This is a genomic window from Bacillus sp. F9_6S_D1_P_5 (assembly GCF_054823925.1).
Map to the genome: position 1 here is coordinate 418,327 of NZ_JBTREW010000001.1, position 14,402 is coordinate 432,728.

General features: G+C 34.4%; 18 protein-coding genes and 1 pseudogene. 12 read left to right on the top strand and 7 right to left on the bottom strand.

Features of this window, described 5'->3' with window-relative positions:
- Positions 1-2: 2 nt before the first annotated feature.
- Together ACUXEY_RS02060 and ACUXEY_RS02065 are read left to right on the top strand one after the other, a co-directional pair.
- Positions 3-365 carry a DMT family transporter gene (locus ACUXEY_RS02060; protein WP_461299963.1) on the top strand — a complete coding sequence of 121 codons (363 nt, stop codon included), beginning with the start codon at positions 3-5 and terminating at the stop codon, positions 363-365.
- On the top strand, positions 362-790 hold the full coding sequence (locus ACUXEY_RS02065) for a YvaD family protein (protein WP_461299964.1): 429 nt from the start codon (positions 362-364) through the stop codon (positions 788-790). Before ACUXEY_RS02060 ends, ACUXEY_RS02065 begins: the two co-directional genes overlap by 4 nt.
- 153 nt (positions 791-943) lie before the next feature.
- Here ACUXEY_RS02065 and ACUXEY_RS02070 read toward each other — a convergent pair whose 3' ends face one another.
- A complete protein-coding gene (locus tag ACUXEY_RS02070) occupies positions 944-1,489 on the bottom strand; it encodes a transcriptional regulator (RefSeq protein WP_098521495.1) in 546 nt (181 codons plus the stop codon).
- 125 nt (positions 1,490-1,614) lie between these two features.
- Between ACUXEY_RS02070 and ACUXEY_RS02075 the strand changes: the two genes are divergently transcribed.
- The 3 genes from ACUXEY_RS02075 to ACUXEY_RS02085 are packed head-to-tail and all read left to right on the top strand — an operon-like array spanning position 1,615 to position 3,541.
- On the top strand, positions 1,615-1,854 hold the full coding sequence (locus ACUXEY_RS02075; RefSeq protein ID WP_098345572.1) for a PLD nuclease N-terminal domain-containing protein: 240 nt from the start codon (positions 1,615-1,617) through the stop codon (positions 1,852-1,854).
- Positions 1,851-2,756 (top strand): ABC transporter ATP-binding protein, encoded by a 906-nt coding sequence (locus tag ACUXEY_RS02080; RefSeq protein ID WP_098345573.1) that lies wholly within the window; start codon positions 1,851-1,853, stop codon positions 2,754-2,756. Before ACUXEY_RS02075 ends, ACUXEY_RS02080 begins: the two co-directional genes overlap by 4 nt.
- Positions 2,753-3,541: an ABC transporter permease gene (locus ACUXEY_RS02085; protein ID WP_461299965.1), complete on the top strand. Its 789-nt coding sequence runs from the start codon at positions 2,753-2,755 to the stop codon at positions 3,539-3,541. The genes ACUXEY_RS02080 and ACUXEY_RS02085 overlap by 4 nt, the downstream gene beginning before the upstream one ends.
- A gap of 53 nt (positions 3,542-3,594) precedes the next feature.
- Here ACUXEY_RS02085 and ACUXEY_RS02090 read toward each other — a convergent pair whose 3' ends face one another.
- From ACUXEY_RS02090 to ACUXEY_RS02100, 3 genes are all read right to left on the bottom strand, one after another.
- Positions 3,595-4,854: a serine hydrolase domain-containing protein gene (locus ACUXEY_RS02090; protein ID WP_461299966.1), complete on the bottom strand. Its 1,260-nt coding sequence runs from the start codon at positions 4,852-4,854 to the stop codon at positions 3,595-3,597.
- A gap of 101 nt (positions 4,855-4,955) precedes the next feature.
- Positions 4,956-6,155 carry an MFS transporter gene (locus tag ACUXEY_RS02095; RefSeq protein WP_087958983.1) on the bottom strand — a complete coding sequence of 400 codons (1,200 nt, stop codon included), beginning with the start codon at positions 6,153-6,155 and terminating at the stop codon, positions 4,956-4,958.
- 15 nt (positions 6,156-6,170) lie between these two features.
- Complete coding sequence (locus ACUXEY_RS02100; RefSeq protein ID WP_429602561.1) at positions 6,171-6,587, bottom strand: MarR family winged helix-turn-helix transcriptional regulator; 417 nt, start codon at positions 6,585-6,587, stop codon at positions 6,171-6,173.
- A gap of 174 nt (positions 6,588-6,761) precedes the next feature.
- Between ACUXEY_RS02100 and phaZ the strand changes: the two genes are divergently transcribed.
- The 4 genes and pseudogenes from phaZ (at position 6,762) to ACUXEY_RS02120 (ending at position 9,445) form a co-directional block, all read left to right on the top strand.
- A complete protein-coding gene (gene phaZ / locus ACUXEY_RS02105) occupies positions 6,762-7,679 on the top strand; it encodes an intracellular short-chain-length polyhydroxyalkanoate depolymerase (protein ID WP_429602560.1) in 918 nt (305 codons plus the stop codon).
- 60 nt (positions 7,680-7,739) lie between these two features.
- Positions 7,740-7,951: pseudogene (locus ACUXEY_RS02110) on the top strand (hypothetical protein).
- A 113-nt stretch (positions 7,952-8,064) separates the two neighbouring features.
- Positions 8,065-9,261: an MFS transporter gene (locus tag ACUXEY_RS02115; protein WP_144611986.1), complete on the top strand. Its 1,197-nt coding sequence runs from the start codon at positions 8,065-8,067 to the stop codon at positions 9,259-9,261.
- Positions 9,245-9,445, top strand: coding sequence for an NETI motif-containing protein (locus ACUXEY_RS02120; protein WP_000166305.1), 201 nt, complete (start codon positions 9,245-9,247; stop codon positions 9,443-9,445). The genes ACUXEY_RS02115 and ACUXEY_RS02120 overlap by 17 nt, the downstream gene beginning before the upstream one ends.
- A 100-nt stretch (positions 9,446-9,545) precedes the next feature.
- Here ACUXEY_RS02120 and ACUXEY_RS02125 read toward each other — a convergent pair whose 3' ends face one another.
- Complete coding sequence (locus tag ACUXEY_RS02125) at positions 9,546-9,956, bottom strand: DUF4279 domain-containing protein (RefSeq protein WP_429602559.1); 411 nt, start codon at positions 9,954-9,956, stop codon at positions 9,546-9,548.
- Positions 9,957-10,295: 339 nt separating this feature from the next.
- Here ACUXEY_RS02125 and ACUXEY_RS02130 point away from each other — a divergent pair, with 339 nt between their 5' ends.
- Positions 10,296-10,754: a VOC family protein gene (locus tag ACUXEY_RS02130; protein ID WP_461299967.1), complete on the top strand. Its 459-nt coding sequence runs from the start codon at positions 10,296-10,298 to the stop codon at positions 10,752-10,754.
- A gap of 130 nt (positions 10,755-10,884) precedes the next feature.
- Here ACUXEY_RS02130 and ACUXEY_RS02135 read toward each other — a convergent pair whose 3' ends face one another.
- Positions 10,885-11,985: an S-layer homology domain-containing protein gene (locus ACUXEY_RS02135; protein ID WP_429602557.1), complete on the bottom strand. Its 1,101-nt coding sequence runs from the start codon at positions 11,983-11,985 to the stop codon at positions 10,885-10,887.
- A gap of 406 nt (positions 11,986-12,391) precedes the next feature.
- On the opposite strand from ACUXEY_RS02135, the gene ACUXEY_RS02140 reads away from it, so the two are divergent.
- A complete protein-coding gene (locus ACUXEY_RS02140) occupies positions 12,392-12,730 on the top strand; it encodes a DUF3895 domain-containing protein (RefSeq protein WP_461299968.1) in 339 nt (112 codons plus the stop codon).
- 79 nt (positions 12,731-12,809) lie between these two features.
- Here ACUXEY_RS02140 and ACUXEY_RS02145 read toward each other — a convergent pair whose 3' ends face one another.
- Positions 12,810-13,517, bottom strand: a complete 708-nt coding sequence (locus tag ACUXEY_RS02145) for a DNA alkylation repair protein (RefSeq protein WP_461299969.1) — start codon at positions 13,515-13,517, stop codon at positions 12,810-12,812.
- A gap of 349 nt (positions 13,518-13,866) precedes the next feature.
- On the opposite strand from ACUXEY_RS02145, the gene ACUXEY_RS02150 reads away from it, so the two are divergent.
- Positions 13,867-14,325, top strand: coding sequence for a hypothetical protein (locus ACUXEY_RS02150; protein WP_166705409.1), 459 nt, complete (start codon positions 13,867-13,869; stop codon positions 14,323-14,325).
- Positions 14,326-14,402 lie beyond the last annotated feature (77 nt).

Below are 14,402 nucleotides of genomic sequence, written 5' to 3' on the forward strand. Positions count from 1 at the left end.
TAGTGCAGTGGATTTATTTATGCTTAGCAATCTTATTTGAAGTAGCGGGTACAACTGCGATGAAACTATCTGATGGATTAACGAAACTTGTACCAAGTATTCTTATTGTTATATTTTATGTAGTAAGTTTTGCATTTCTGTCATTCGCATTAAAGGGGATGGAAATGTCCGTTGCCTATGCGATTTGGTCAGGTATGGGAATTGTAACGATTACAATAATCGGGTTCTTTTATTTTGGAGAAAGTATCAATTTAATTAAGTTACTAGCAATTCTTGTTATTTTAATTGGAGTCGTAATTTTAAATTTTAATAGTACGGCACATGAAGCGAAGAAAAAAGAAATGGTGGAGGAACGTATACATTGAATCGTTTAAAGTATTTTTTTCTTATTACTGATTTTGGGTTTGTTATATATTGGTTCATAACAATTTTTCATATGATTCCGCAAGAACATTTGTTTAAAGATTATGAAGACCCTATTTTAGTAGCATGGAATTGGTCTTTTCTGCCTCTAGATTTGTTAATTTCGTTAACGGGATTTCTAAGTTTGTATTTACATTCTAAACAAAAACATATTTGGAGCCGCTTTGCGTTCTTATCATTAATTTTAACTTTTTGTTCAGGATTACAAGCGCTAGCATTTTGGACAATCCGTTTAGATTTCGATATTTCTTGGTGGATTCCTAATTTATATTTATTAGTTTACCCATGCTTCTTTTTAAAAAGTGTTTGGAGGGAGTGTGGATGGTATGAGACGAATATGAGAAAAGAAAGAAAAGAGTTCATTTAATATAAGAAAGACAGGATCTTTAAGCGCATTCGAATTTCTAACTCAGTTTTTCGCTAGCCATAGATTAGAAGTCAAAACAATTTCTGAAATGAAGACAGCCGATGATTCCTATGGTAAGGAAGCATCGGCTTGTATTATGTATATTGAGTTAGTTCACGTTTCTGGAATAATTGTAATAGCGACGGTCCGAACAGGGGTCTCTTTTTCGTCGCCTTTATTTTGAGTATGGTAGTATTTATTCATTAATTCGTTAAGTTCGTTTTGAAAGCTCATAAATTGTTCTTCATCGAGCTTTAAGTCCACAACAGAAAAAGTAGCACTATCTTCTTGATTGTTTTGTTCCTCTAATTTCTTAAGGTAACTTTGATATTGTGTCATAAGTGATAACTGATAATAAGAAATGTAGTTTAACTTTTCATCATCAGACAATCCTTTCCACTCACTTCCTTCAATTTTTGCATCTTCTTCATTGATTGCGTAATATTTTTCAGAAACAGATTTCACCTTTTTTTCTTTAATTACATGGACGATACCAGAATCAACCATAGTTTGTAGCTGTCTATATAGTGTTGCTTGTGGCACATTTTTAATGATTTTTACCATTTCTAATGGTGTTAGTCCATCTTCCTTATTTCTCATTAATACTTGGCAAATCTTCATTCTTACTGGATGCATTAAGATTTCAACTTTATTACTCACTATATCACCTTATTCATTATTTATTCTCATTATAAATAATGAGAATAATGTTTGCAATACATCTGCTCTTGATTTATCATTATTATTATCAATAATGATAATGAGTTTAGGAAGGAATGATAAAAATGCAACTACATTATGGATGGAATGATCTTAAAGACATGGATATTATGGCGTTTCTCCCAATCATATTGCCGGTTATTGCAGTGGGAGCACTTTTAGTTTCTATTGCGTTAATTGATTTATACCGACATAGAAATACAAGAAAAAATGTCCTTGTATGGACGCTAATTATTCTTTTTGTTAACGTATTGGGACCTATTCTGTACTTTGTTATAGGGAGAAAGGACGGTGAGAAATTATGAAATTAGAGATTAAAAATGTAACAAAATCATTTAAAGGAAAAATTGCTGTCAATACTTTCTCGATGGAACTGCAATCAGGGGAATGTGTAGGGTTAATCGGACCAAATGGAGCAGGGAAATCCACATTAATAAAAGTAATTTCGGATATTATGAATCCAGATGTTGGCGAAGTCTTATTGAATGGGATAAAAATATCAAAAATGAAAAGGGAAATTGGCTACTTACCGCAATACCCTAATTTTTTTCATTGGATGACGGCGCGAGAAACCCTTATGTTTATGGGGCAACTTTCAGGGATGAAAAAAGAAGTGTTGTCAAAGTCGATACCAGAAATTTTGGAGAAAGTTGGATTAAGTGGAGAAGAAGGTTCAAAGGTGAGTACCTTTTCTGGGGGAATGAAACAAAGACTTGGTATTGCACAAGCATTATTGCATAAACCAGCGCTTATTGTCATGGATGAACCGGTATCTGCATTAGATCCAATAGGCAGAAGGGAAGTATTAAATCTAATTGAAGAAATAAAAAAAGATACGACTATTTTATTATCAACCCATATATTGAGTGATGCAGAAGAGATCTGTGAGCGATTTGTCATGATTAAAGATGGAACAAAGATAGAAGATACAACAATTACTGAGCTTTTACACCGCAATAGTGAAAATAAATTAATCATTGAAATTACAGCTAAAGATCGAGAGTGGATTGACGTTGTAAAAAATTTGCCCTATGTGAAGGACGTAGAGGTGATAGGACTTAAAGTCAAAGTGAAGGTTGAGAGTATTGAAATAAATAAAAATATGTTACTGCAAAATGCACTCGAACATAAAGTGGACATCGTTAAATTTGAAATGAGCAACGATACTTTAGAAGAGATTTTCTTGAAATTGGTGGTGCAAAAATGAATAACTCAATGGTATTGATAAAAAAAGAATGTGTTCAAATGGTACGTGATTTTAAGGTGATTTGGCTACCAATTGTTTTTATATTTTTAGGGGCAACACAGCCAATAGTAACATATTATTTGCCATCCATTTTAGGAGCATTAGGTGGAGGGCAGGGAATTACCATCGATCCAAGTATGACAGCACAAAAAGGAGGCGAAGTACTAGCGAGTACTTTGGGGTCTCAGTTTGATCAGCTCGGACTTATGATTCTAGTAATCTCTATGATGGGTGCCATTCAAACAGATAAAGCCAATGGTATGTTAGCCTTTATTTTAACAAGACCTGTTACGGTTACTTCGTATATAGCTGGGAAAATAGTATCAAATTATGTAATAGTAGCGCTTAGTGTAATGATTGGATACTTTACCTCTTATCTATATACAAACTATCTTTTTACTGTTGTTCCGTTTTCGTACATGATTACTGGATTACTATTTTATTTAATTTGGGTTCTTTTTATCGTATCTTTCACAACTATGATAAGTGCTATTTTTCACAGTCAAGGTATTATTGCACTAATTTCAATTGCTTTTCTTTTAGGTTGTAGAATAATCGTCGGTTTGATTCCAATAGTAGATCAGGTTAATCCAGCCAGTATGAGTAAACATGCAATGGAAACGTTAGTCACGGGGGCAGTAAATTCAAATGCAATAATTAATGGATTACTAGCTATAGTTTGGATTTTATTGACACTCTTCGTAACGTATTATTGGATTACGAATAAAAAGTTTAAGGATGAATAACCATGATGGGGGGATGGATTCAAATAAAACACCTTGGCAAGAAAAAGCTTCCACTACTGTGGAAGCTTCTCTAAATGATGGGCAATATCAATATACATATTGGAGTAAACTGAATGTATTTCATTACTTGGTGTAGCGTTAGAAGAGAAGTGGACAATGACCATATTTGCTTTCGGATCGATGTAAAGTGTTTGTCCGTAACTACCTAACACTTCAAAAGCACCTTGTTCATTGTGCGGAATCCACCATTGATTATGATAAGAAATGGAAGCGCCAGGGCCAATTGCAAGTTCACCTTCTTGCACATTTTTTATATCTTCAGTAATAGAAGAAGGGAGAATTTGTTTTCCGTTATATTCCCCGTTGTTTAATAGTAATTGCCCGAATCTAGCCATATCTCTAGCAGTTGCATTTAAGCCAGCGCTTGCTTGTTCTATTTTTGTTTCATCTGTAACGTAATACGCGTTTTCTTCCATACCAATTTGAGACCATATGCGTTCGCTAACATTTTCTGCTAATGATTTACTCGTGATCGTTCGAATAACCCAAGCGAGTGTTTCCGCTGATCCGTTATCATAAGAAAAATCGGAACCAGGCGGTGCAGTTTCTTCTGCTTCTCGTAACATATCATAAATTTTCATCGGACCGTCGTAGTTTTTACCTCGAGGTAAAATATTGCTCGCTAAATATAGTTGTGCATCTTGATTTTCTAACGCTGGATGTTCATATCCGTGAGTAGGGTACTGTGCAGAAACTTGCATGTCCATTAATTGCTGAAGTGTGGCATTACCGAACGGTGTATTTTTTAATTCTTTTATATATGTGTTAGCTGTTTTTTCTAAATCAATACGTTTTTCCTCAGCGAGAGATTGTATAATTGCCCCGGTAAAAACCTTCGCTAATGACGCCATACCATGAGGTTCACTCTCGTTATACCCGTTGAAATATCGTTCATAAACAAGTTGCCCATTATGTACGACGACAAAAGCATCCGTTTTGTTATCGTCTAAAAGTTTTTTTAGAGGAGTTGTATTTCCAAATCTACGCTCCACAGCAAAATCGTCTAAGTTTTGCAATGCGGTAGAGAAGTGGGATACTTGATCCGGGTTATTTTTCACCTCATTAATTAAAGTGAATTCTTTCATATGTGTATACGACCAACGTAAGTACGGATCATCTAACCAATTTTTCTTCGTCACGTTATTTTTCGATGGGATTGTTTTATTATGTTTGAAGTATGTAAAACCGAGCCCTGTAATTACAAATATGAATGTGATTATGAGTAAGAGTAGGGGAGATTTTTTTAGTTTCATATCGGTCCCTCCTTTTTTATTTCTATTATAAGTATACGCTTCTATTGAAAGAAATACAAAATAAGGAAAGTAAACGGGGAAGTTTACTTTCCTTATTCATGTTAAGCGGAAACTTGTCCGTCTGTATGTTGTTTCTTGAATTTTTGTTTTCGTCCGTGTAATCCATAATAGAGAAGTAAAGTGAAAGCAACGATAATAGCTGCGATAAAATACATATTATGATAACTTGATTTCGCTGCGACGATACCTAAAATGAAAGAACCAAAACCGAGACCACTATCAAAGAATGAGAAGTACGTAGCTGTCGCAGAACCACGTCGATGGTTTGCAGCGGCCGAGATTGCAATCGTTTGGAAACTTGGAATTAATGTACCGTAACCTAAACCGATTAACATACCTGCGCCAAGGAACCAAAACGGAGTTTGCGCTTGACTTAAAATGAACATCCCAATTGTGAAAATAATGATAGCTGGGTAAACAAGTACATTTTCACCGAAGCGATCAAAAATCTTTCCTGTAAATGGACGAGAAATTACAACAACGAGTGCGTATAAAATAAAGAAGTAACTAGCCACTTCTCCTAAACCGATCTCTTTCGCATAAATAGGAATAAAGGATAAAATACCACTATAAGAAAAGGCTAAAACAAATCCTGTCAGAGCGATCGGAATTGAAGATGGTTCAATTAAGTCCTTCCATTTCATTTTTTCTCGTTTTTGTTTGCTTACTGGTACTTCATGCGGAATATTTACAAGTAGTCCTAATAAAAATGCAAGCAATGAAAATACGGAACATACGATAAATAGTACAGTAAATGAAAAATGAGAAATAATTGTTAAACCTAAAAAAGGACCAATTACCATCGGTAAACTCATGAATACGCCGAAATAGGCAAGTGCTTCGCCTCGTCTATGATCTGGCGCAACATCTGTGACAATCGTACCAGTTGCAGTTGTTGCCATACCGAACCCAATGCCATGTAAGAAGCGAAGGGCAAGTAATAAAAATAAGCTTTGTGCACCGAAATACATAACAGTAGCAGCTAAAAATAATGATAGTGAAATAAATAAAATTTTCTTTCTCCCTAATTCATCGAGCCATTTTCCTGTAAATGGTCTACATAAAACAGATGAAATAAGAAAAACAGTTGCAACTAAACCAATTTCCTCAGGTTTTCCTTTTAGGCCGTCTATGACATAGACAGGCAAAGTAGTCATGAGCATATAAAATGTTAAGAAGAGAAATAGACTACTAAAACAAGTTCCGAGGAAATCCTTCGTCCAAAGTTTTTCACTTTGCATCGTCATCCCTCCAATTTAATCTAAGTTTTTAATAATTTGTTGTAACACTTGAAATGCTTGATGTAACTCATCTGCGTTAATACCTTCTAGTGTCTTTTCTTCGAAAGTATCAACTTCTTCTTGCCATACCGGAATCATTTTTATCGCTGTTTCTGATAAAGAAATGAGCTTCTCACGGCGATCTTTTCCTTCAGTACGAATAATCCAGCCCATCGTTTCCATACGTGTTAGCGTACGAGTCATCGTTGGTGATTCAACATTTAAATACTGACATAATTCTGTTTGCGTGCAAGAACCGGTTTGATTAATGCGGAAAATAACGGCCCATTGTGCACTAAATAGCCCAGTTGGAGATACGCGTTCATTAAATTTCTTTGTGAATTTTCGAGAAGTCTGGCTGACAATGTGAAAAAAATGTTGTTTTTCGTCCATATAGTTAGATCCTTTCAAATTAGTTACCTAGCTAACTATATCCTTTTTTATTATAATTGTCTAGTAATAGACATGTTGATTTATGTAAAAATTTCGTACAGTTTTTATGTTGAGAACATACATTCTGCATGTTATTCTTTAAGTAAGTAAAGAATTTTCTTTCTATTAAAAAGAATGGGGGAACTTGTGATGATTAAGCCTGCAACAATGGAGTTTGTTTCACTATCGAACGGAGAAACGATTGCGTATCAGGAAGTTGGAAGGCAAAATACAGAAATTCTTGTACTCATTCACGGGAACATGACATCGTCACAACACTGGGATTTAGTTATTGAAAAGTTGCAAGATCAATACCATATTTATGCTCTTGATTTAAGAGGATTTGGCCTATCAACATATAATCAATCGATAGATTCATTACAAGATTTTGCAGGAGATGTAAAACTATTTATCGATCAATTAAAATTAGAGAAATTTTCATTAATGGGCTGGTCAATGGGTGGTGGTGTTGCGATGCAATTTACAGCGAATCATCCAACGTTTGTCGAAAAGTTAATTTTAGTAGAATCAGTGGGCATGAAGGGATATCCAATTTTTAAAAAAGATATTAACGGGCAGCCGATCGTATCGAGTTTAGTAAAGACGAAAGAAGAAATCGCGCAAGATCCCGTACAAATTGCGCCAGTGCTAGATGCGATAAAAAATATGAATAAATTATATTACCGTACAGTATGGAATTTATTAATATATACACATAATCAACCTGAACCGGATCGTTATGAAAAGTATTTAGATGATATGTTAACGCAGCGTAATTTCGTAGATGTAAATTATGCACTTATTACATTTAATATTTCGGATGAACATAACGGGGTTGTAGAGGGAAATAAGCAAATTCAACATATTAAAGCTCCGACACTCGTCATACAAGGTGACAGAGATTACGTCGTACCGCAAGTAGTCGGTGAGGAATTAGCAAAACATTTGCCGAATGCAGAGTTGAAAGTATTGGAAGATTGCGGACACTCGCCGTTTATAGATTGCTTAGATGTATTTATTAAGTATGTAGAGGATTGGTTAGAGCAGAAATAATCCACGAAAGTAAAAGTATTGCATATACTATAACATTGTAGGTAAAAGGGGAGATTATCAATGCATCATCCGCTCTTAATTACGCATTCACCATATAATCATCACTTATAGATCCGATGTATATGCAAGTTTCACCAACAGTAGTTCCTTTACAAATGCAGTAGCCACCAATAGCTCATGTACACCACTATTTATATGGACAATCATTTTATGAAAATCCATATTTCAAACACTTTCATTACAATGTGAAAGCACAAGTTTGGGAAGGATAAAAGGCTAAAAGGTTCATTCTTTTAGCTTCTTTTTTATTCGTAATATTCGTACACGCATTTGCAGAAACAGTTTATAATGAAAAGTGGAAAGCGTGAGAAGGAGAGGGAAAAGGATGTCGATGCGTTTTACGTTTTGGATTATGGTTGGAATTGTAGCAATCTCAGGTTTATCACAAGGGATGCTCTTACCGGCCATTGCAATGATTTTTGAACAAGAAGGGGTTAGTTCAAGTATTAATGGTATTCATGCGACGGCATTATATATTGGGATATTAGTTATTTCACCGTTTCTTGAAAAACCGATGCAAAAGTTTGGGATGAAGCCAATTATCGTTATTGGTGGGTTTCTCGTTGTTATATCATTATTCTTTTTTACACAAACTTTTTCATTTTGGGTATGGTTTATTCTTAGATTTCTAGTTGGAGTCGGAGATCATATGCTTCATGTCGGAACACAAACATGGATTACGACAACATCAGACCCGAGTAAAATTGGTAGACAAGTATCGATATACGGTGTATTCTTCGGAATTGGTTTTGCCGTTGGTCCGTATTTAGCGAGCACTGTTCAGTACGGTCTTGCAACACCATTTATGATATCTACTATACTTTGCTTAATAGGTTGGCTATTATTACTTCCAACGAAAAATGCATTCCCGGCGCAAGATGAAAGAGAAGTGAAGAGTGAATCATCATTTTCTCGTTATAAACAAGTTGTTGGATTAGGATGGATTGCGTTACTAGGACCACTTGCATATGGCGTACTGGAAGCTATGTTAAATAGTAACTTACCAGTATACGCGCTTCGTAAAGGATGGTCTGTTTCAGATGTATCATTCTTATTACCAGCGTTTGCAGTTGGGGGCATTATTACACAAATTCCACTCGGTATATTAAGTGATAAATACGGAAGAGACCGTATTTTAACGTGGACGTTCAGCGTAAGTACAGGTATTTTCCTACTTGCAGCAGTATTTGATCAATATTATTGGATCGTCTTTGCCTGTATGCTGTTAGCGGGTATGGTCATTGGGTCTTGCTTCTCATTAGGTCTAGGATTTATGACAGATTTATTACCGAGACACTTATTGCCAGCAGGTAATATATTATCTGGAATCGCCTTTAGTTTAGGAAGTATTATGGGACCTGTATTAGGAGGCGTATTTATAGAAAAAATACAGTATACAAGCTTTTTTATTGCGGTTATGATTATAATGGGAATTCTCGCAATGTTATATATCGTCTACATGAAAAATCAATTCGCATCAAGAAAAATAGAAAGTAGGTTAGGGCATGACAAAACAACCTAATAAAAAGAAATTTGAAGTACTCGAAAACGAAACAATTACAGACTGCTTAGCACGTATGGAACAAGAAGGCTACGCACCATCACGTCGCATGGAAGAGCCAATCTTTCATGAAGTGAAGAAAAACGGCAAAACAGAAGTTGAACCGTGCGGTAGGAAAATTGTTTTTGAGGGGAAATTGAAGTAATCAGTTATATAAAAAGAATTTGCTTTGAGGCATAAGTAAGATAAGACATATAGTCACATAAAAAACGCTGTTGATTTCAATATCAATAGCGTTTTTATTTTTAATAAATATATAGATCAAAATGAATTTCTGCTTGAATGGAACTAGCAAAATCAATAATGTTTTTTTGTAAATACATCGCGGGTGATTCGTTATTCTTCACTTGAATCACTATCATAAAAAGAAACTCTAAACTATATTTCTTCTTGAGATGTTTTAGTTGTTCTGTTTTTCCGTCAAGGGATTTTAGAATAACATGCAACTGATTATTTATATTGTATGATTGTTGGTATCCAGTGCTTAAAGTCCAAGCAGTTTCTTCTCTATATAGGGGTTTGGTGGATACAAGATTCGGATTATCACGTTTTGCAACAACATCACCTTTTTTATAAGTTCTTGTAGGCTCGATACTTAGGGCGTCAGTAATTGCTTCAACAGGGAATATATCACCCGTTGCACTAAAATAAGCCATAACTTTGGTTTTATCCAGAAAGGTTCCTCCTCTATTATTAAGATGTTAATCTTATTACATTATAAAAAATTATGAATGTAAATAGAATTTTTATCCTGCTATTTGTGGGCAGTAAAGCTTCTAATGGGAGAAAAGTAGGTGAGAGCCAATTTTTCATAAAAGCTCACTAGTTTCATTGTATTAAATTCCGGCGTTGGGATATTAGTTAAAGCTGGATACCTATACATTTGAAGGAAAGAACAATGATACAAAAGTAGGATGCTTAAAAATATATTAATTTGTATGATAAAAATAAAATGTATTTTTAAAAATTAGAATGTAGAGGAGGGAAAATATAATATGATACAAAGCATATATGAAACTCATTTACATGTAAGAAATTTAGAAAATGCGATAGATTTCTATCAAAATAAGTTAGGCTTAACAGTAGCGAAAAAACTATCGAAAAGACGAGTTGCGTTCTTTTGGATAGGAGAAAATAAAGAGCAAATGCTCGGGCTATGGGAAGTACATAGTAATGAAGATTTTGAGATGAAACACTTCGCTTTTCGTGTAGATTTAGAGTTTTTAAAGACCTCTAAATTGTGGTTAGAGGAGCGTGGAATAGAGGTAGTAGGGAGTCAAGGGAAAGGAAATCGAGAACCAATTGTCCAAAGGTGGATGCCAGCTGCAAGCGTATATTTTCTAGATTGTGATGGAAATAAATTAGAGTTTCTTTCTATGCTAAATGATGATCCAGATGAACTAGAATATGCAACGTATTTAAGTGAATGGGATGCGGAGCATGAAGAAAAATAAAGTTTAATCAGTAGGAGTTATATAGTTTTGGATTATATTAAATAGATAGAGAAAAATAAAATCCCTCAAGAAAAAGCATGTTCTTGAAGGATTTTTTATGCTTTATATATTTTATATTGCTTGTAACTTATTAATTGAATTTATTTTTAGAGATTTCAGCGCGTTGAATATAACCATCAGAGAAGCTGAAATAAAGAGAATAGCTTCCTCGCTTATATATAAAGCCTTCACTAGTCATATCCTCTCCGATTCCATCTGGTTCACCAAACCACTCTTTTAATTCGTTGATAGAGATATCCATTTTCACCCATATATATCTAGCGTCCGAAGGGTACATGTCAATATTATAATCGCCGTATACCGCTATATTAGGTGCATCACATTCTGTACATGGTGCTTTCTTCCAAACATCAGGCACTCCAAATTCTTTTTTTACGTCAGATAGATCTTTACCTAATACATCTAATTTAAATGGACCAAACGTTCCGTTCTGTAAAGCTGTTGTTAACATTTGTTTCAATTCTTCTTTTGAATTGATGTTGAAATTATAATCTCTGTTTTTTGCTATTGCATTATATAAAAATTGTGCATACTGCTCACGCTTTACAATCGTATTTCCAATAAAATTACCTGACTCGTCACCTTGTGCTATGCGGTTACTACGCACTGCATTTACAGATTCATAGGCCCAATGACCTTTTGGTACATCTTTAAAGTTCCCTTGTCCTTTTAATTGTAAATGAAATGCTTTTTGTAATACTACTGCCATCTCATAGCGAGTTAATACATCATCTGGACGAAATGTACCTGTGCCATCACCTTTCATAATTCCAGCTTGCGCAATGGCTTTAATATCTTTTTCAAACATATGATTTGTAATATCACTAAACATATTCCCTTGTTTATCATCTGCTTTTAAACCTAAATATCGATTGACTAAAGAAGCTACCTGTCCTCTAGTAACATTGTCCCCAAAACCAAATTTCCCATTTCCATATCCCTTATAAATCCCTGCTGACGCTAAGTAATCGATAGCAACTTTTGACCAGTGGTCCTTTGGTACATCTGTAAATACAGTGTCATTATTACTACCTGTCTTATAGCTATTTTCATTCCCGTTTGTTTTCGTTAGTGTTTCTGCATTTACCGTGCTTACCATCGTTGTAGTTGCTAGTGCTGCGGTTAGTACGAAGCCTAAAACCTTTTTAACTTTACTTGTTTTTCTGCCCATTTGTAAACCCCCTTGTTATATGAAACGAATTGAATAACCTAAACATTTAATATAATTTAATGTTTACATCGTGATTATAACATGTAATTAATGAATATTTACCATAAATTTCTATAGAATAAATGTCTATTTTTCTAATCTGCATGAAATTTAATCATCTTAATTTATAAATCAATTCAACAAAAGCATATAAACTCCTTTTCGCTATTTGTGAACAGTAAAACGCGTCTTTTTTCAATCTACGATAGAAGACAGAACGTATATTTGGTATAATCAAAACATACTATATGAAACGATGTACATGAGTTTGAGATTTATGTGAAAAGGTAAGTAATACATAACAATAACTACGCTATAGGATTCAGTTCATGTTATACAAATTAATCGTTAGAAAGGAAAAGGAGTAATGAATCAAATTTCATTTGAAGATTTATTTGAAGAAGAAAACGAAAAAGAAAAAGAAAAGGTGGAGGTAGCTGAAATACCAGTACCTTTATCGCCATTGCAAAAAGATATATTGGAATTAGTGGATTCTGAAGAAATAAGTGCTCTTGAGTTATGCGAACAATTAATACGAGCTGGAAAAATATCAGATGAAAGATTCACAACGAATAAGCCTAAAGCATATGGAGAAGTATGCTTACTATTAGAAGGCTTTGTTAAAGAAGGAAAGCTTATTTTTGTCAAAAGTGATGAGAAAAGAGATAGGGTTTATAAATTGAATGAAGAAATGTTTAACGGATAAGGTGTGTAGTGGGAATTCATACATTTTTCTCATCAAAAAAGGTGTCAATCTTGCTTAGATTGACACCTTTTTTAATCATTTAACATCTTACATATTTACGCTTGAAACCAAGTCTTCCTCTATCAAGTTCTTTCTGAATACTCTCTGCAGCATTTAGCAAACTGCTCTTTTTATTTTCACGCTTTATTTCAACTATACCAACTTCTTTTGCAGTCGCGGCCGCCTTTTCGTGTAGTGGTACATATGAAATTGCCACCGTGTTTAGGAAATTATTCATAGCGGATTTAGTTCGTTCTGGCGAATTGTGGATTGTATTTTTTACCATTTCAAGCATAGCGGCAATTTTGCTTTCGACAAATTCGTTGTCTTTTCGATTTCCTAAAAGCCAGCAGTAGCAACTCCAGCCTGCAGACATTTTAAGCTCGTCCCCACTTGCAATCCATGTATCAGCAACGTCTTGTGCAATATTTGACTCCGATAAAGTGACTGCTACTACATAATCAGACAACATATAAAAATATGCATCATCCATCCAACGATTAAAATCCGATTCACTCATAGCTTTCGGATCCGCGATAATGCCTGCAAAGTACATAGCATCGTAGTTGCCTGTCGCATAAAGTTCTTCAGCTAATTTTTGATTTACTTTTATTTTCTTAGCAATTGGTTTCATAGCACCAGTAGCTACGCCGAAAACTGGCTCGTGCGCGCCGTTAGATATGTATATTTTTTTCGTTCTTTCCTTGCCTAGGGCTTCAAGCTCCTGCATAACGGTTTTAAAATCCAAAGTTGTGCACTTCCTTCCATAATATAAAGACCATGATAATTGTGAGCATCTAGTTTATATTTTTTATCATGTTTTCCATACTTCCTAATTTTAAATCTTATGTGAGTAGGATGTCTACTTTCTATAATTTGTAGATAATGCAGTTAGTGATTTTGAAAGTCTAGTTATCTATAATTGTAAGGATACTATATGAAAGTAAAAGGGAAGGAAATACAGAGGTATAGCTTATTACATAAATTTTGGGGATGAAAATAATAGTTTACCTTTGGCTCTCTCTCGGTATTATCATGTTATTATTTGGTAAGGGGATAAATGGAATTTAAAGTTAAATATGTGAGGTTGATTCTAAATGATAAAGAAATTTACTAGAGTAATACTAACTACAGTGATGCCAATTAGTCTTATCATGGGTTGTGGGAACACTGAAAAAACTAAAGCACAAGAGTCGAAAGCGGCACAATCGGAGAAAAAGGACTATACGGATTACTCATATGGTAGCAAAGGTATATTAGTAAGTGGAAAAGCGAAAGAACGTCAACAATACGAGGTTGGATATATGGATGAAAATAAGTTAATTGGGATTGACGAAAGCATTGAGGACTGTATCATTTTAGACAATAAAGATGAAGCAGGTCTCGTTTGGAAGCAAATAGAGCGTGGATCGATTATTGAAGTGCAATATGGTAAGGATCGCAATGATATTGTAGGCGTACAATTAGTAGGAGACCGTGAACCATACGAAATTAGTGATAAGTTTGATCGAAATACAATAAATGAGATTGTCGAGAGCGTTAAAGGGAATTTGTAATAGATGTATTTCAATAGTATAGGATTCCTCATCATGAAATTGTGAATCAACGGCATTTTTCATATGAAAATGCCGTT